Annotated in this window: 18 protein-coding genes and 1 other annotated feature; of the genes, 11 read left to right on the top strand and 7 right to left on the bottom strand. The window is 40.8% G+C overall.

The features are described 5' to 3' along the window. Positions 1-21: 21 nt before the first annotated feature. Complete coding sequence (mnmM, locus tag ACYQY7_RS04705; protein WP_461200960.1) at positions 22-594, bottom strand: tRNA 5-(aminomethyl)-2-thiouridylate-methyltransferase MnmM; 573 nt, start codon at positions 592-594, stop codon at positions 22-24. Then, positions 594-1544 carry a tRNA modification radical SAM protein MnmL/YtqA gene (mnmL, locus tag ACYQY7_RS04710; protein WP_461200961.1) on the bottom strand — a complete coding sequence of 317 codons (951 nt, stop codon included), beginning with the start codon at positions 1542-1544 and terminating at the stop codon, positions 594-596. The genes mnmM and mnmL overlap by 1 nt, the downstream gene beginning before the upstream one ends. A gap of 124 nt (positions 1545-1668) precedes the next feature. Between mnmL and ACYQY7_RS04715 the strand changes: the two genes are divergently transcribed. Both ACYQY7_RS04715 and ACYQY7_RS04720 read left to right on the top strand, forming a co-directional pair. Continuing rightward, positions 1669-1932, top strand: coding sequence for a YtzC family protein (locus ACYQY7_RS04715; RefSeq protein ID WP_461200962.1), 264 nt, complete (start codon positions 1669-1671; stop codon positions 1930-1932). A 10-nt stretch (positions 1933-1942) separates the two neighbouring features. Beyond that, positions 1943-2083, top strand: a complete 141-nt coding sequence (locus ACYQY7_RS04720) for a hypothetical protein (protein ID WP_006320695.1) — start codon at positions 1943-1945, stop codon at positions 2081-2083. A gap of 36 nt (positions 2084-2119) precedes the next feature. Here ACYQY7_RS04720 and ACYQY7_RS04725 read toward each other — a convergent pair whose 3' ends face one another. Beyond that, positions 2120-2896: a hypothetical protein gene (locus ACYQY7_RS04725; RefSeq protein ID WP_461200963.1), complete on the bottom strand. Its 777-nt coding sequence runs from the start codon at positions 2894-2896 to the stop codon at positions 2120-2122. Between the two features lie 20 nt (positions 2897-2916). Further along, on the bottom strand, positions 2917-3420 hold the full coding sequence (locus tag ACYQY7_RS04730; protein ID WP_461200964.1) for a hypothetical protein: 504 nt from the start codon (positions 3418-3420) through the stop codon (positions 2917-2919). 193 nt (positions 3421-3613) lie between these two features. Further along, positions 3614-3826, top strand: a binding site (T-box leader). Positions 3827-3888: 62 nt separating this feature from the next. On the opposite strand from ACYQY7_RS04730, the gene leuS reads away from it, so the two are divergent. Further along, the gene (leuS, locus tag ACYQY7_RS04735; RefSeq protein WP_461200965.1) at positions 3889-6306 is read left to right on the top strand and encodes a leucine--tRNA ligase; all 2418 of its coding nucleotides are present in this window, start codon (positions 3889-3891) and stop codon (positions 6304-6306) included. A 17-nt stretch (positions 6307-6323) separates the two neighbouring features. Here the strand turns inward: leuS and ACYQY7_RS04740 are convergent, their stop codons facing one another. Then, complete coding sequence (locus ACYQY7_RS04740) at positions 6324-7607, bottom strand: BaiN/RdsA family NAD(P)/FAD-dependent oxidoreductase (protein ID WP_461200966.1); 1284 nt, start codon at positions 7605-7607, stop codon at positions 6324-6326. Positions 7608-7707: 100 nt separating this feature from the next. Here ACYQY7_RS04740 and ACYQY7_RS04745 point away from each other — a divergent pair, with 100 nt between their 5' ends. Beyond that, the gene (locus ACYQY7_RS04745) at positions 7708-9333 is read left to right on the top strand and encodes a putative polysaccharide biosynthesis protein (RefSeq protein WP_461200967.1); all 1626 of its coding nucleotides are present in this window, start codon (positions 7708-7710) and stop codon (positions 9331-9333) included. 16 nt (positions 9334-9349) lie between these two features. Here the strand turns inward: ACYQY7_RS04745 and ACYQY7_RS04750 are convergent, their stop codons facing one another. Continuing rightward, entirely contained in the window at positions 9350-9610 is a 261-nt protein-coding gene (locus ACYQY7_RS04750; protein ID WP_430746156.1) for a hypothetical protein, read from the bottom strand. A 106-nt stretch (positions 9611-9716) separates the two neighbouring features. On the opposite strand from ACYQY7_RS04750, the gene ACYQY7_RS04755 reads away from it, so the two are divergent. Then, a complete protein-coding gene (locus tag ACYQY7_RS04755; RefSeq protein ID WP_461200968.1) occupies positions 9717-10439 on the top strand; it encodes a pseudouridine synthase in 723 nt (240 codons plus the stop codon). 39 nt (positions 10440-10478) lie between these two features. Here ACYQY7_RS04755 and ACYQY7_RS04760 read toward each other — a convergent pair whose 3' ends face one another. Then, positions 10479-10700: a DeoR family transcriptional regulator gene (locus ACYQY7_RS04760; protein WP_012574138.1), complete on the bottom strand. Its 222-nt coding sequence runs from the start codon at positions 10698-10700 to the stop codon at positions 10479-10481. 173 nt (positions 10701-10873) lie between these two features. Here ACYQY7_RS04760 and pepV point away from each other — a divergent pair, with 173 nt between their 5' ends. From pepV to ACYQY7_RS04790, 6 genes are all read left to right on the top strand, one after another. Further along, positions 10874-12271 carry a dipeptidase PepV gene (gene pepV, locus ACYQY7_RS04765; RefSeq protein WP_461200969.1) on the top strand — a complete coding sequence of 466 codons (1398 nt, stop codon included), beginning with the start codon at positions 10874-10876 and terminating at the stop codon, positions 12269-12271. Between the two features lie 86 nt (positions 12272-12357). After that, positions 12358-13509: an MFS transporter gene (locus ACYQY7_RS04770; protein ID WP_461200970.1), complete on the top strand. Its 1152-nt coding sequence runs from the start codon at positions 12358-12360 to the stop codon at positions 13507-13509. A gap of 33 nt (positions 13510-13542) precedes the next feature. Continuing rightward, positions 13543-14073: an RNA 2',3'-cyclic phosphodiesterase gene (gene thpR / locus ACYQY7_RS04775; protein ID WP_461200971.1), complete on the top strand. Its 531-nt coding sequence runs from the start codon at positions 13543-13545 to the stop codon at positions 14071-14073. Positions 14074-14096: 23 nt separating this feature from the next. Then, complete coding sequence (locus tag ACYQY7_RS04780; protein ID WP_461200972.1) at positions 14097-14483, top strand: CidA/LrgA family protein; 387 nt, start codon at positions 14097-14099, stop codon at positions 14481-14483. Beyond that, positions 14470-15141, top strand: a complete 672-nt coding sequence (locus ACYQY7_RS04785; protein ID WP_461200973.1) for an LrgB family protein — start codon at positions 14470-14472, stop codon at positions 15139-15141. The genes ACYQY7_RS04780 and ACYQY7_RS04785 overlap by 14 nt, the downstream gene beginning before the upstream one ends. 35 nt (positions 15142-15176) lie before the next feature. Further along, the gene (locus tag ACYQY7_RS04790) at positions 15177-16133 is read left to right on the top strand and encodes an NERD domain-containing protein (RefSeq protein WP_461200974.1); all 957 of its coding nucleotides are present in this window, start codon (positions 15177-15179) and stop codon (positions 16131-16133) included. Positions 16134-16135 lie beyond the last annotated feature (2 nt).

Raw genomic sequence — 16135 nt, forward strand, 5'->3', positions numbered from 1 at the left:
GGAGAACCGATCGCTACTTTTTTATCTCTTCTCAATCGCGACGATAAACGGCGGATAGTTGACTTGATTCATAAATTCGTATCGAATGACGTGCGCGCGCTGTTGATCGATTGCTGAGACGTATTGCAAAAGGGCATCCCGTTCGATCGCTCCTTCAGGATGACCGTGGTAAATCACGAGTACAATGATTCCTTCAGGAGCCATGATGTCGAGCAACTGTTCAATGGCAGCAATCGTTGAGTTTGGCTTTGTGACAATTTGTTTATCTCCCCCGGGCAAATAACCGAGATTAAACATCGCTCCGGTAATGCGTCCTTTATATTCGAAAGGAATATGGGTATAAAGTTCCTCGTGGCTTGCTTGCACGAGCGTGACGCGTTGTTCCATACGGTGTTCACGCAATCGTTTTGTTGTGTTTTCGATCGCTTGTGCTTGAATGTCGAAGCCGAACACATGTCCAGACGGTCCGACACGTTCAGCTAAATAAAGCGTATCATGACCGTTACCAACCGTTGCATCGACGACAATATCGCCCTCTTTGACCGCTAAATCGATGAGCGAGCGCGCAAACGGCAAAATGCGTATCAGTTTCATCATCTTTCTTCCTTTCGCACATATTTTTTTCCTTGATAACTATTGCGACGCTCTAATTCGGCATCGATGGCGTTTAATACTTCCCATTTGTTGACGCTCCACATCGGACCGATCATTAAATCGATTGGACCGTCTCCTGTAATGCGATGAACGATCATTTCTGGCGGCAATACTTCTAATTGATCACAAACGAGTTGAACATATTCATCGAATGTTAAAAATCGAAGCATCCCTTTTTCGTATTGTTTCACCATTGGCGTTCCTTTTAGCAAATGAAGCAAATGAATTTTAATGCCTTGCACATCTAAATGAGCGACTGTTTTTGCTGTTTCCATCATCATGTCGTACGTTTCAAGCGGCAATCCGTTAATAATATGGGCACAAACACGAATGCCGTGTTTACGTAGCTTTTGCACCCCTTCGACATAACACGAAAAGTCGTGTGCGCGGTTAATTAAAGCAGCGGTTTGTTCATGAACGGTTTGCAAGCCAAGCTCGACCCATAAATACGTTCGTTCATTCAATTCAGCTAAATAGTCAACGACATCATCTGGCAAACAGTCAGGGCGTGTAGCGATCGATAAGCCGACGACACCGTCTAAATGCAATACCGTTTCGTATTTTTCACGTAACATATCAACGGGAGCGTGCGTATTTGTGAACGCTTGAAAATAGGCAATATATTTGCCATCTCTCCATTTCGTATGCATTTTTTCTTTAATCGTATGGAATTGTGTCACTAAATCGTCCGTTCGTCTACCAGCGAAATCACCGGAACCGGCAGCGCTACAAAATGTGCAGCCACCGTATGCGACCGTGCCGTCGCGATTTGGACAGTCAAATCCTGCATCAAGCGACACTTTAAACACTTTTTCACCGAACGTTTGGCGTAAATGATAATTCCATGTGTGGTACCGTTTATTGTCGTTTGTATATGGAAAAGGATTCATATTTATCACCTCGCATCATTTTAGCATTGTAGCACGTTTCAAGCGGGAAACTCAATGGTGGTGTGATAAATGACAAGAAAATGTACAAACTATAAAGCGATAGAGAAGAAAGGAAGGGATGCGTATGGCGACAAGACAGTCGATGGACGAGTTTTTGCAGCATTGTGAGGATGTGCTTCGCTATGCAAAAGAACAATATACAGAAGCGAGCAAGCTTGAACATTATAACGATAAAGAATATGTAAAAGCCCAGCAAATGCTTGAACATGCGGTGACCGATTTGGCGCATTTTTCGTTAAGTTGTAACGCCCAACAGCGCGAACAATTACATCGCATGCGCCTGCAGCTTGAACAATTACAAAACGATATGATTTTACTTCGTCACTAGGAGGAAAACGATGAAAAAACGTTCGAAACAAAACAATCCAGAACAAAAAACATTGCATGCGAAAGATTTTGGTGATCCGGTAAAAGAAGTGAAACAAAGGAATGCAAAAAAAGGGCAAGAAGCAAAAGCAGAATATCATAATGAAACGTAATTTTCCCACTCGGAGATGCTCCGAGTGGGGAATAACTCAGTTTTTCTTCAAAATATTGTCTAGTTTTTCGGGAGTAAGAGTTGTCACACCGTAAAAAACGGGATCGATATATGTGCTTGATGTTTTTCCTGCAAATTCATATTCAATTTTTGGTGTAACAATATAAAAGTGAGCTTTTTTTTCTGACTTTTCAGCAAGAGTAAAATAAATATTTATTGTTTCGTTCTGCCTTACACTCTGTTTTGCTGATTTATCGTTTATTTTTACATCTTTTGTCTGTAAATAAGTGTTTTCTACAGTTACACCCTTTATTTGAATCGTATGTTCCGAAATGTTTTTCAGCTTCGCTTGAAAAAATTGCGTATTTGGATAAGCTGTCACATACTCATTTTGTGGAGTAAATATCCCTTTCTCGCCTACAGCTAACTTGATCTGACCGATCGGGAATGTCTCTTTGTATTTTTGATCAAATATGAGGGTTATTTTAGATAGTGTCGCGCTACTTACTTCTTTTAAACGTAAATTTACAGCGATATTAAATAATTGAAAGTCTTTGTATTTATCACCTTTGATAAGATCATATTGCATGTCATCGATTGCGTGTGAGATTTCGGGAAAATCGATAGATGTCACATTTGTTAGAGGACTGTCACTAAGTAAAATGAAGTTAAGAACAAAAGGATCATCTTTTTTTGCTACATATACACCGTCCCATTTCCCGAAAACAATAAATTCTTTCATTTGTTCCGACTGGCATCCGAAAAAAAGAAAACTGACGAGTGTGCAGAAAATGAGAAAAGATTTTTTAATCATAAGCACTACTACCCTTTAACTTAGTTTTTGTAAACTACCTTTAAATAATGAGTTGAAGTTGGCTCGTATGCGTCATGGTGGGAGGTTGTTTCTTGACCAAATTTATCTTTTACTACTTTTACGTAGTATTTATTAAAATCACCAAATAATCCAAGCTTTGAGTATTTATTTTTATCTGCAGGAATTTGAATAGCTACAGAATAAGATTTGCTTTTCGACCAACTTAGGTTAAGTTGGTTTTTAATAGCTTCAGTGATATCAAAGGTTGCTCCACCTGTAATTTGTAACGTAGTTGTAGTAGTTTCTGACCATACATAGCGTTCAGAATAGGCCCATGCTGAGGTTAAATAAGTTTGAAACTTCTCAGTAACAAGAGAAGGCCCACTAATTTTTGTAACTTTATATGTTGCTTCACCACAAACGATACAATCTGAGTCATCTCCTTGGGGCTTCTGAGCCAATGAAGAGATTGGCGATATAAAAACAAGAATGAAAAATAAGAAGAATAGGTGCAAATTTTTCATTATTTATCCTTCCTTTCTAAAATTTATTATAAAACATCTTAATTATAAAAAAAAAGTGATAAAAAGTAAATAAAATTTCGAATTTTTTATTTATATAAAAATTTCTTATATTGTTTAGTTATGAAACAACACTTGAATACACTTGCAACATGGACGTAAATTTTTTAAAATAATGTGTATAATGAAATAATGGAAAATGACGGTGAAAAGGAGTAGTAGTAAACAAATGGCGCGCAGAGAGTTGACGGGTGGTGCGAGTCAACCGAAGTTTGTTTACGAACTCGCCTTGGAGTCGCGTGTGCGAATGAAGTAGCGTGCGCCGTGAATCTGCGTTAATGATGAAAGTGAGTGCGCGATTCGTGCGCTAACAAGGGTGGTACCGCGGGAGAATCCTCTCGTCCCTTTTTGGGATGGGAGGTTTTTTGTTTTTCGTTTTTGTTAAAAATGGATCAAAAGGAGGTTTGTCACGTGAGTTTTAATCATCGTGAAATCGAGAAAAAATGGCAAAAGTATTGGGAAGAAAATAAAACGTTTCAAACGACAGAAGATGACGGAAAGCGAAAGTTTTATGCGCTTGACATGTTCCCATATCCATCAGGGGCAGGACTGCACGTTGGTCACCCAGAAGGATATACAGCAACAGACATTTTAGCGCGCATGAAGCGCATGCAAGGATATAACGTGTTGCATCCAATGGGATGGGACGCGTTCGGATTGCCAGCCGAACAATATGCGCTTGATACAGGGAATGACCCAGCTGAATTTACAGAAAAAAATATTAACAACTTCCGCCGTCAAATTAAATCGCTCGGTTTTTCATATGATTGGGATCGGGAAGTGAATACAACTGATCCGAACTATTACAAATGGACACAATGGATTTTTTTAAAGTTATATGAAAAAGGATTAGCGTATATGGATGAAGTGCCGGTCAACTGGTGCCCAGCGCTAGGAACGGTATTAGCGAATGAAGAAGTTATCGATGGAAAAAGCGAGCGCGGCGGTCACCCGGTTATTCGTAAACCGATGAAACAATGGATGCTTCGCATTACGGCATATGCCGATCGTTTGCTTGAAGATTTAGAGGAACTTGATTGGCCTGAAAGCATAAAAGAAATGCAACGCAACTGGATCGGTCGCTCGGAAGGGGCAAATATTCATTTTCAAGTCGATGGACACGATGAAACGTTTACGGTGTTTACAACCCGTCCAGATACGTTATTTGGTGCAACTTATGCGGTGCTTGCCCCTGAACATCCGCTCGTTGAAAAAATTACAACACCTGAGCACAAAGAAGCGGTTGAAGCTTATTTAAAACAAATTCAAAGCAAAAGCGATCTTGAGCGCACAGATTTAGCGAAAGAAAAAACAGGTGTATTTACGGGAGCATATGCGATCAACCCAGCCAATGGGGAAAAATTGCCGATTTGGATCGCAGATTACGTGTTAATGAGCTACGGTACAGGCGCCATTATGGCAGTGCCAGCGCATGATGAACGCGATTATGAATTTGCGAAAAAATTCAATTTGCCGATTAAAGAAGTCGTTGTCGGTGGTGATATTTCAAAAGAAGCGTACACAGGCGACGGAGAACATGTGAACTCCGATTTCTTAAACGGTTTAAATAAAGAAGAAGCGATGAAAAAAATGATCGAATGGCTGGAGACGAACGGAAAAGGTGAGAAAAAAGTTTCGTATCGCCTTCGTGATTGGCTATTTAGCCGCCAACGTTATTGGGGTGAACCGATTCCAATTATTCATTGGGAAGACGGTACGATGACGCCGGTGCCAGAAGAGCAATTGCCGCTTGTGTTGCCGAAAACAGATGAAATTAAACCATCAGGAACAGGTGAATCACCGCTTGCGAACATCGAAGAGTGGGTGAACGTTGTTGACCCTAAAACAGGCAAAAAAGGTCGCCGTGAAACGAATACGATGCCACAGTGGGCAGGAAGCTGCTGGTATTATTTACGCTATATTGATCCGCATAACGATAAACAATTGGCTGACCCTAAAAAATTAGAAAAATGGTTGCCTGTCGACATTTACATTGGCGGCGCTGAACATGCGGTATTACATTTGTTATATGCGCGTTTTTGGCATAAGTTTTTATACGATATTGGCGTTGTACCAACAAAAGAACCGTTCCAAAAACTATTTAACCAAGGGATGATTCTTGGAGAAAATAATGAGAAAATGAGTAAATCAAAAGGAAATGTCGTCAATCCAGATGATATCGTTGAAAGCCATGGCGCCGATACGTTACGTTTATACGAAATGTTTATGGGACCACTAGAAGCATCGATCGCATGGTCGACAAAAGGGCTTGACGGTGCACGCCGTTTCCTTGATCGTGTATGGCGTCTATTCGTTGAAGAGAACGGTCAACTAAATCCGAAAATCGTTGACAATCCGGAAACAGATACGCTTGAACGTGTATACCATCAAACGGTGAAAAAAGTAACAGAAGATTACGAAGCGCTTCGTTTTAATACCGCGATTTCACAATTAATGGTATTTATTAATGAAGCATATAAAGCGCCTGTATTGCCAAAAGTGTATATGGAAGGATTTGTAAAGTTGTTGTCGCCAGTTTGCCCACATATTGCTGAAGAGCTATGGGAAAAGCTTGGACATAGCAATACGATCGCATATGAAGCTTGGCCAGCATACGATGAAGCGAAATTAGTCGAAGATGAAGTCGAAATCGTCATTCAAGTGAATGGAAAAGTACGTACAAAACTACATGTGCCAGCTGATGCAACGAAAGAACAACTGGAGCAATTAGCAATGGAAGACGAAAAAATTAAAGAACAAATTGAAGGAAAAACAGTGCGTAAAGTCATTGCAGTACCAGGTAAACTAGTCAACATCGTTGCAAATTAATCCGTGAAAAAAGCCTCTCACATATGCGGTGAGAGGCTTTGTTTCGCGTATAGAGCAGCATTCATCCCTGCGAGGCGACCGGTCACAAGGGCAGCGGTAATATTATAGCCGCCTGTATAGCCGTGAATATCTAAAATTTCTCCGCAAAAATAAAGACCTTTCATCAGCTTAGACGCCATTTCTTTCGGGTGGACTTCTTTGACGGATACTCCTCCACCTGTGACGAACGCTTTTTCAAGCGGCAACGTGCCATGTACGGAAAAAGAAAATTTTTTTAATAAAGAAACGAACGTCCTCACTTTGTCGTGGCTTAACGTGCTCGCGACCGTTTGTGGATCGATCTTTGTTTGCTCAAGCAAAAATAGCACATATCGTTCTGGGAGCGGTATGATTGCTTTGACAATATTTTTTATTGCTTTTTTCGGTTCTTCTTTCGTGGCGTGTACAATACGTTGAAATAATGCCTCTTCTTTTTCATCTGGCAACGCATCAATCACCATGGTCACAGAAGATTGTTTTTTTAACTGTTTCACAACAAATTGGCTACATCGTAATGCAGCAGGTCCTGAAATACCGAAATGTGTAAAAATCATATCCATACGATGTGTGACGATTGGTTTTCCTTTTTCGTTTAATACGCTTAATGCCACATCACGCAATGATAGTCCTTGTAACGTTCGCTTTTGAATAAATGGCTCATGTGAAATCATCGGCACTTCCGTTGGAAATAGCTCTGTAATTGTATGTCCCGCTTTTTCTGCCCACGCATAACCGTCACCTGTCGAACCGGTATGTGGCACAGATTTGCCACCAACGGCAACGACAACCGCTTTTGCTTGAATCATTTCCCCTGTTTGCAGCGTCACTCCATATACGCATCCATCTTTATATTCAATGTCTTTGACAGGCGTATGAACGCGAATGTCGACGCGCAATCGTTTTAACTCGCGAAGAAGGGCTTGTACGACAGATTGCGCACTATCGCTGACCGGAAACATGCGACCGTGATCCTCTTCTTTTAACGGAACGCCAAGCCGTTCAAAAAAACGAATAATATCTTCATTATTAAACATTGACAATGCGCCATATAAAAAACGACCGTTCCCTGGAATATGTTGAATGAGTTCATCGATCGGCTTTCGGTTCGTTACATTACAACGACCACCGCCTGAAATGGCTAATTTTCGCCCGAGTTTATCCCCTTTATCAAGAAGGAGAACACGTCCACCTTGTTCGCCAGCAGCGATGGTTGCCATTAATCCTGACGGTCCTCCACCGATGACTACGACATCATATGCCATCACTTTCACGTCCTTTCTGTTATGATTATAATGATTTTATGTAAAAGAAAAAAGTGTGCTAAAATAAGTGAAGCAACGAATCCGTTAGGGAAGGGATAACATGTCATCATCAAAGTTATTGCGAGGAACATTTATTTTAACAGGGGGCGTGTTTTTGTCGCGCATATTAGGGCTTATATACGTTTTCCCGTTTTACCAACTTGTTGGCAAACAAGGAGGGGCGCTTTATTCATACGGTTACGTTCCGTATACGTTGTTTATTAGCATCGCAACGATGGGTGTGCCGCTTGCGGTATCCAAGTTTGTGTCGAAATACAATGCACTTGGGGAATATGCGATTGGACGAAAGTTGTTTCGCTCAGGGATAATGTTAATGGCGGCCACCGGTTTTTTTGCTTGGCTTATTTTATATATGGGTGCGCCACTGTTAGCTCCGTTTGTCGTGAATGATGATGGCCATGGCAACTCGATTGCCGATGTTACTTCTGTTATTCGCGCGGTTAGTTTCGCCTTATTGCTTGTGCCGATGATGAGTTTAATTCGCGGGTTTTTTCAAGGGCATGAATCGATGGGACCGACAGCGTTGTCCCAAGTTATCGAACAACTTGTCCGCATCATCTTTTTGCTTGCAGGTAGCTATATCGTTTTACGTATTTTTGATGGTTCGCTTGTGACTGCCATTCAAGTTGCAACGTTTGCGGCATTTATCGGTGCTGTTGGTGGACTAGCAGTATTGTTCATGTATTGGTTTAAGCGAAAATCGTTGTTAGATGAACTATTAAAGCAAGATCGCGGCACGATCCATATGCCGCTAACACATATGTATAAAGAACTGATCACCTATGCAGCTCCGTTTGCTTTTGTTGGTTTGGCGATGCCGTTATATCAGCTTATTGATCAATTTACATTTAACAAAGCAATGGCAAGCATCGGGCTCGGTGCAATTTCTGAGGACGCATACGGCATTTTTAATGTATGGGCACAAAAGTTAGTTATCATTCCTGTGACACTTGCTACATCGTTTAGTTTAACGCTTATTCCGACGATTACGAAAGCATATGTACAAGGGGAAAGCAAGCAGTTACGAAAGTATTTAAACGATACGTTTCAAGTTGTTATGTTTATTACGTTGCCTGCAGTCATTGGTATGGCGCTTTTATCTGAATACGTATACGCAGCTTTTTACAGCTATGATCCACTCGGAACAGAAGTGTTACGAGCATATGCGCCAACGGCGATTTTCTTTGCTTTATTTTCTGTGACAGCAGCTATTTTGCAAGGAATTAATAAACAAAAATTTACTGTGATTAGTTTAACGATCGGACTGTTGTTCAAATTATTTTTTAACTATATACTTATTGTCTCGTTTGAAACGACAGGAGCTATTTTGGCGACGACAATCGGATATGCATTGTCAGTTGGGTTAAACTTGTGGATCATCCAACGCTATACAAATTATCGTTATCATTTTGTCGCCAAGCGCATATTGTTTATGGGGATTTTGACGGCGATCATGTGCGCTGTTGTTTGGCCGACTGTAAAGATTATGGATCGTGTCCTTCATTACAATGGCAGCATGATTCAATCGGTGATCATTGTTGCATTTGGTGGACTCATTGGGGCAACTGTTTATTTTTATTTAAGTGAACGGTCGAACTTGTTATATGCTTTATTTGGAAAACGATTTTCATTTTTACGAAAAAAAGAAAAGAAGGCTGTGTCATAGCCTTCTTCTTTCTATACTAGAAGTCGCTGCTAAATGGAAATCCGAGTTGGCGCTCAACGCGTTGGAGACGTCGATTTAAATTGTTAATTTGTTGTTGTTGGCGCTCTGTTATGCGCTCAAGGCGATCGACGCGGCGTTCGAGGGAACCGCTTGGAAATCCAGGTGTTCCAGGAAACCCCGGTGTACCTGGAAACCCACCAGGGAATCCCGGCATAAACGGAGTGCCTCCGTAATAAGGCATACCAGGCATTTGCTGTTGTTGTTGGCGTTCATCCATTCGGAAAACTCCTTTCGCTTTGATCGTTACGTAGGCAGTATATGTGACAATTGCCATACGTGTATGGACGGATGCCTAAAAACGAAAAACATTTGGAGGGATTTTAGTGTTACGAATCGATAAACTGTTGGCAAATATGGGATACGGAACGAGAAAGGAAGTGAAAAAGCTATTAAAAGCAGGCGTCGTTAAAGTCGACGGGATGACGGTAAAAGATGCGAAAACGCACGTTGATCCTAAGGAACAAGTTGTTACCGTATGGGGGGAAGAAGTCGAGTATAAGCCGTTTATTTATCTCATGATGAACAAACCGAAAGGGGTTATTTCAGCAACGGAAGACCCAGTGGAAGAAACGGTTGTTGATTTGTTACAAGAGGAAGATCGGATTTTTGATCCATTTCCTGTCGGACGACTTGATAAAGATACGGAAGGGTTATTGTTGTTAACAAACGATGGACAACTTGCTCATCAGTTGTTGTCACCAAAAAAACATGTCCCGAAAACATATGAAGCGATTATTGATGGTGAAGTCACTGAAGCGGATGTTGCTGCGTTTCAACGCGGTGTTGTACTTGATGATGGATATGAAACAAAACCGGCAGAGCTTGTGATTATCCGTTCTGGTTTACGTTCAGATGTACGTATTACAATTACAGAAGGAAAGTTTCATCAAATTAAACGAATGTTCCAAGCGGTTGGCAAACGTGTTGTTTATTTAAAACGCATACAAATGGGAATGATTTCGCTTGATGAAACGTTAGAACCGGGGGAATATCGTGAATTGACAGATGAAGAAATCATTTTATTAAAAGGAGCAGACAAAAAATAGGAACCTGCATCGCTCAGGTTCCGTTTATATACATTTTCATTATGACGACATCTTCACTCTTTTTTTAGTTGTTGTCCATTTACCTTTGCTAGGGCTGTGAATTAAGTCGTTGTATGCTAACACGTTTAAATCCCGCTGAATCGTTCGTGGAGTAATACCAAACTCGTCCACGAGCTCTTGCGTTGTTACTGTTCCCCTTTCATTAATGAACATGTAGACGGACTTAATACGGGTTAGCATGCGATCGGTAGATGGTTTCAAATGATCACTCCCTATCATTACATCATTCGCATGGTACAACAAAGATGAAAAACTAGATGTCTTACTATTTATTTTACACGAAAACATAAGAAAAATGCTATAAATTTGCTGAATTTTACACAATATTTACACAATTAATACCATATTTTTCTTAAGGAAAGGTGAAAGTGACGATGAATATGAATTGGATGGAAGAAGTAAAAAAGCGCGAAAGAGCGCTTTTGCAAGATTTACAAACATTTTTGCGCATTCCAAGCGTACGTAATGAACAGACAGCGACGAAAGAAGCACCGCTAGGAAAAGAAGTGTATGAAGCACTTTGTTACATGCTGAAACGTGGGAAAGAAGAAGGGTTTGTTGTAAAAAATGTTGACGGATTAGCCGGACACATTGAAATGGGTGATGGAGAAGAAATTGTTGGAATACTATGTCATGTCGATGTTGTTCCCGCAGGTGACGGTTGGACGTTTGATCCGTTTGGGGCAACGATCGTCGATGGGAAAATTTATGCACGTGGTGCTTTAGATGATAAAGGTCCGACGATTGCCGCATTTTATGCGATGAAAATTGTGAAAGAGCTTGGACTGCCACTATCTAAGCGCGTACGCATGATTATTGGAACAGATGAGGAAAGCGATTGGCAATGTGTTGAACAGTATTTTCAAACGGAACCCATGCCGACGCTTGGCTTTGCGCCAGATGCCGACTTTCCGATTATTTACGCTGAAAAAGGGATTGCCGACTTTGATCTTATTCAACAGCCAATCCATAAACAAGCACATGATTGTGTTCTTCTGTCGTTTCAAGCTGGTCGTCGATACAATATGGTTCCAGATTTTGCGGAAGCTGTTTTGCAAAACGGAAACGACATAAAGGATCGTTTTCTCACATTTTTACGTTCGCATACCCTTGAAGGTGAGGTACATGTAGATGGCGACACGGTGAAGTTATATCTTCAAGGTGTTTCTGCTCACGGCATGGAACCGAACAACGGAGTGAATGCAGGGCTATGGCTTGCAAAATTTTTGGCGAATGAAGCACTTGATTCACAAGCAAACGAATTTATCCGTTTTGTTTCTCAATACTTTTATGGAGATACGCGCGGACAGCACTTAGGGGTTGCGCATACAAATGAGGAACTAGGTGATTTGACGATCAACGTCGGTGTTCTTTCGTATACGAACGAACGTGGCGGAAAGATGGGCATCAATTTACGTTACCCTGTCACGAACGATATTACGCGCACAAAAGAAATCATTGAGCAAGTAGCTAAACGTCATCAGTTCGTATTAAATAACTTTTCGAACTCCTCACCACATTATGTCGCAAAAGATCATCCGCTCGTGAAAACATTGCAACGTGTTTATGAAGAACAGACGGGCGAACGAGCATCGTTGCTTGCGATTGGCGGTGGGACATATGCGCGTTCTTTACAAGCGGGGGTAGCGTTTGGCCCGCTATTTCCTAATCGCCCAGATGTGGCACACCAAAAAGATGAGTATATGTTTATTGATGATTTGGTTAAAGCAACAGCCATTTACGCCCAAGCCATTTATGAGTTAGCAAAATGACAATTTCCAAAAATATGTTATAATGAAAAGTGCCGTCGATCATGACGGTACTTTTCGTCATTTTATATCGATATGGGGGATTTTTTGTGTATACACGTATTTTTCGTATATTTTACTTTTTACAGTTTTTTAGTTTTGGATCGCTTTTTCCTTTGTTATCTGTGTATTTAAAAGATGAAGTTGGATTGTCAGGAACAGAAATAGGGATGATTATGTCGATTAGCCCGATCGTTATGATTTTTATTCAACCAATTTGGGGAATGGTAAGCGATTATACGCGTAAACCGGTTCAAGTGTTAATCGTATCTTTATTAGGAACAGCTTTTTTTGGTTTTATGTATTCGCTCGTTCATTCTTATATGTCGTTGCTTGTCATTGCCGCATTACTTGCAGTCATGCAAAGTGGTATTGTTCCACTGTCTGACAGTATTACGCTTCATTATGTGCAAAAAGCGAATGAGCGGTATGGTTCGATTCGTTTGTGGGGAGCACTTGGATTTGCAGCTGCTGTTCCAATTGCAGGGCAAGTCGCTCAGTTATTCCATCTTCATTTTATTTTTTACATTTTCGTTGCTTTGCTCATTATTTCGAGTGTACTTGCATGGAAATTGCCAAGAGAGCAGTCAAGTGCAAAAGTGAACGTTCGAGAAGGAATGAAAGAATTGATTCGCATTCCTAGGTTTCTTTTATTTTTATTGACGACGTTTCTCGTTTTCGGTCCGATTTATGCCAATAATTTTTATTTCGGTATTTTGATTACTGATTTAGGTGGAACGCTTGCAGGCGTAGGACTCGCCTTTTTATTAGCCGCAGGAAGTGAAGCGCCGTTTATGAAATTTGCTGACGGTGTCGTCCGAAAGTTCGGGATGATGAGTGTGTTATTAGTTGCGACAGCTTTGTCTTGTGCACGGTGGACATTTTACTTTTTTGAACCACCGCTCGCTATTGTATATGCAACGACAATTGTACAAGGGGCGTCCGTCGGTTTGTTTATTCCAGCTGCCCTCCAATATGTTCGTGACATTACCCCCGCGCACGTGCGTACGACGGCTGTATCGCTTTATGCCACGGTTGGAAATGGGCTTGGGAGTTGGTTTTGTACATTTGTAGGAGGGTATATTTTAGAGCGTTGGACGATTGAGCATGTATATTTATTTTTTGGATTATTGACATTTGGGGGAATGGTCATTTTTGCTTGGCAATCAAAAAAGACATTGCATAAAGTATTTGAAATTTGATAAAATTTAGAAAATTAAAAGGTGGGACGATAAATGCACTATTTTTTAGCAATTCCTTTACCAAGCGAAGTGAAAAAGCGGCTACATCATTTTATGTCTGAATGGAAAATGCCATTTCGTTTGTTCGTTCACGAAGAAGATTATCACATCACACTTGCGTTTTTAGGGAGGGCAACGGAAGAAGAGCGAAAACAAATTGCAGAGCGTATGCCAAAAGCGGTTCGAAAACATAAGGCATTTTCGTTGCAACTGAGTGAAGTTTATTCGTTTGGCTCGCGTATTTTATGGTATGGCGTAAAAGAAGAGCCCCGTTTGTTTTCTCTTCGTCAAGATGTGTATGATGTTTGCGAGAAGATTGGTTTTTCTCTTGATGCACGACCGTTTACACCACATATTACGCTTGCGAAAAAATGGAACGGATCGTTTCCATTTTCACTTGAAACATATCCACGAAAAATGGAAGGGGAAGACGTTCACTTTTTTGTGCATGACGTCGTGTTATATGAAACGCATGTAAATGAAACACCGAAATATAAGCCGCTTATGCGCTTTCCTCTTTCATAATCGACAAGAGGGGGGGAGAAAAGATGGGGGTTACGGTCATTCAAGTCGGAGCGTTGTATGTACTGTATGTTGTCGGTTCATTTATTCAGCAACTGCTACACATTCCTATTCCAGGAAGTATGATAGGGATGTTGTTGCTATTTTTATTGTTAATGACTGGAATAGTGAAGGAAGAGTGGATCTCTTGTGGTGCCAACATGCTTTTGTCTCATTTAACACTGTTGTTTATCCCGGCAACTGTTGGTGTCATGGATTATGTCGAACTTTTTTTAGGAAAAGGGATATGGTCCATTTTCGTTGTTATCGTGAGCACAATGTTCGTCATGTTGTTTGCTGGTTTCATCGGTCAATGGGCACAAACACGTGAGCAAAAGCGAGTGCGTGAGGTGAAAGGGCATGATTGGCGCTAGTATGCTCTTGTGGACAATTGTCGTTTATATAGCGATGCGCAAATTGTATGCTCGCTTTTATTTTCCGTTGCTTGTGCCAATTGCAACGAGCACAGTCGTTATTATCATCACATTATCGCTTTTTCATCTATCATATGAACAATATATGGTCGGAGGAAAATGGCTCGTTCATTTGCTAGGTCCCGCAGTTGTCGCGTTAGCTTTGCCGCTTTATCAACATCGTCATACGCTCAAACAGTTTTTATGGCCGTTATTATGTAGCACATTTTTCGGTACGATCATTGGAATGGGAAGCGGCTTATTATTGGCACGTCTTTTTCATTTACCTGAACAGGTTGTTCTTTCAATTATTCCGAAATCGGTTACTTCCCCTGTTGCAATGGATATTGCAGCGCTCATTGGTGGCATACCAACCCTTGCTGCTGTATATGTCATGATTGCAGGAATTTTTGGTGCGATGTTTGGACCAACGATTTTTCAACGCTTACGCCTGAATACAGCTTTAGGGATCGGAATCGGACTTGGGGCGGCTTCACATGGCATTGGTACTGCAAAGGCGCTTGAGATGGGTAAAAAAGAAGCAGCGATTAGCTCGGTAGCGATGACGTTAAGTGCGATTTTTGCTTCCCTTCTTTGCCCGTTGTTGCTTTTGTTGTAGAATGAAAGTAACAATAGATTGCTGGAGGTTAAGGCGTGGGACAGCTTATCAAGCTTCAAGATTATATTTCGCGCTACGAGCTAGATATTTATCATTATCCAAGCGAGTTCATTCGCTTAAAGAAGAAGCAATGGGAACGAATGAAGCATGCATGGGAGACAGGGCAACTGGCTTTAAGGGTAGAACCACATTCATATGAATCATGGAAATGGCTTGAGGAAGAGCCGTCTCTTTTTGATAAAATTAAGCAAATATGGGCAAGAAAAAAAGTAAAAGATGTGACGGACGAAAATGAACAGTCGGAAGAAGAGGGAGACTTTATGTTTTCCATTACGTCCGAACCGAAAACGCTTGAAGAATTAAAAATATTATTTTTAGAAAAGCTGTTTCAACTGCAAATTCGTTGGGCAAGTTCAACGTTAACGGAAGAGTCCATTATTGATCCGAAATATTATTATGATGTATATTTAAAATATTTTTTGCAACGTTTTCCTGATACATACTTATGTATGTATAAGCCTGTGTTTTTATTGAAAAAAGCCCCTGTCGAGCTAAACACGATTTTAATTAGTCCAACGACAACGTGGTGCATTGCGTTTACGGAAGAACGAAAAAATAACATTATCGTTGGTTCGGCTGAACGGTTTTGGACGGAGATTGTTGATGATGTGGAGCGGAAAATCGTTAACCCAATGATTTCGCTTCACCGAACAGAAAAAGTTGTTCAAACGATTTATAAACAATTTTCCGTCGATATGCCGATTAAAAAAGTGTTGATGAATCGAGAAGGATATATTGATTATCGTTACGCACCGAGCGATCTTGACATCATCGATCGCCGTCATTATGATGCATGGTTTATGTCACTCAGACAGTTGACAATGCCGCTAAAGCATATGCAAATAAAGGCAGCTCAATCATTGTTGACGTATTGTGATACACGCTATTACGATCCGCTCGTCATTGAAGAAGTTGAAGAGGCTGATGAGTAGAG

It is taken from the genome of Anoxybacillus sp. TBDG-1 (assembly GCF_054815885.1).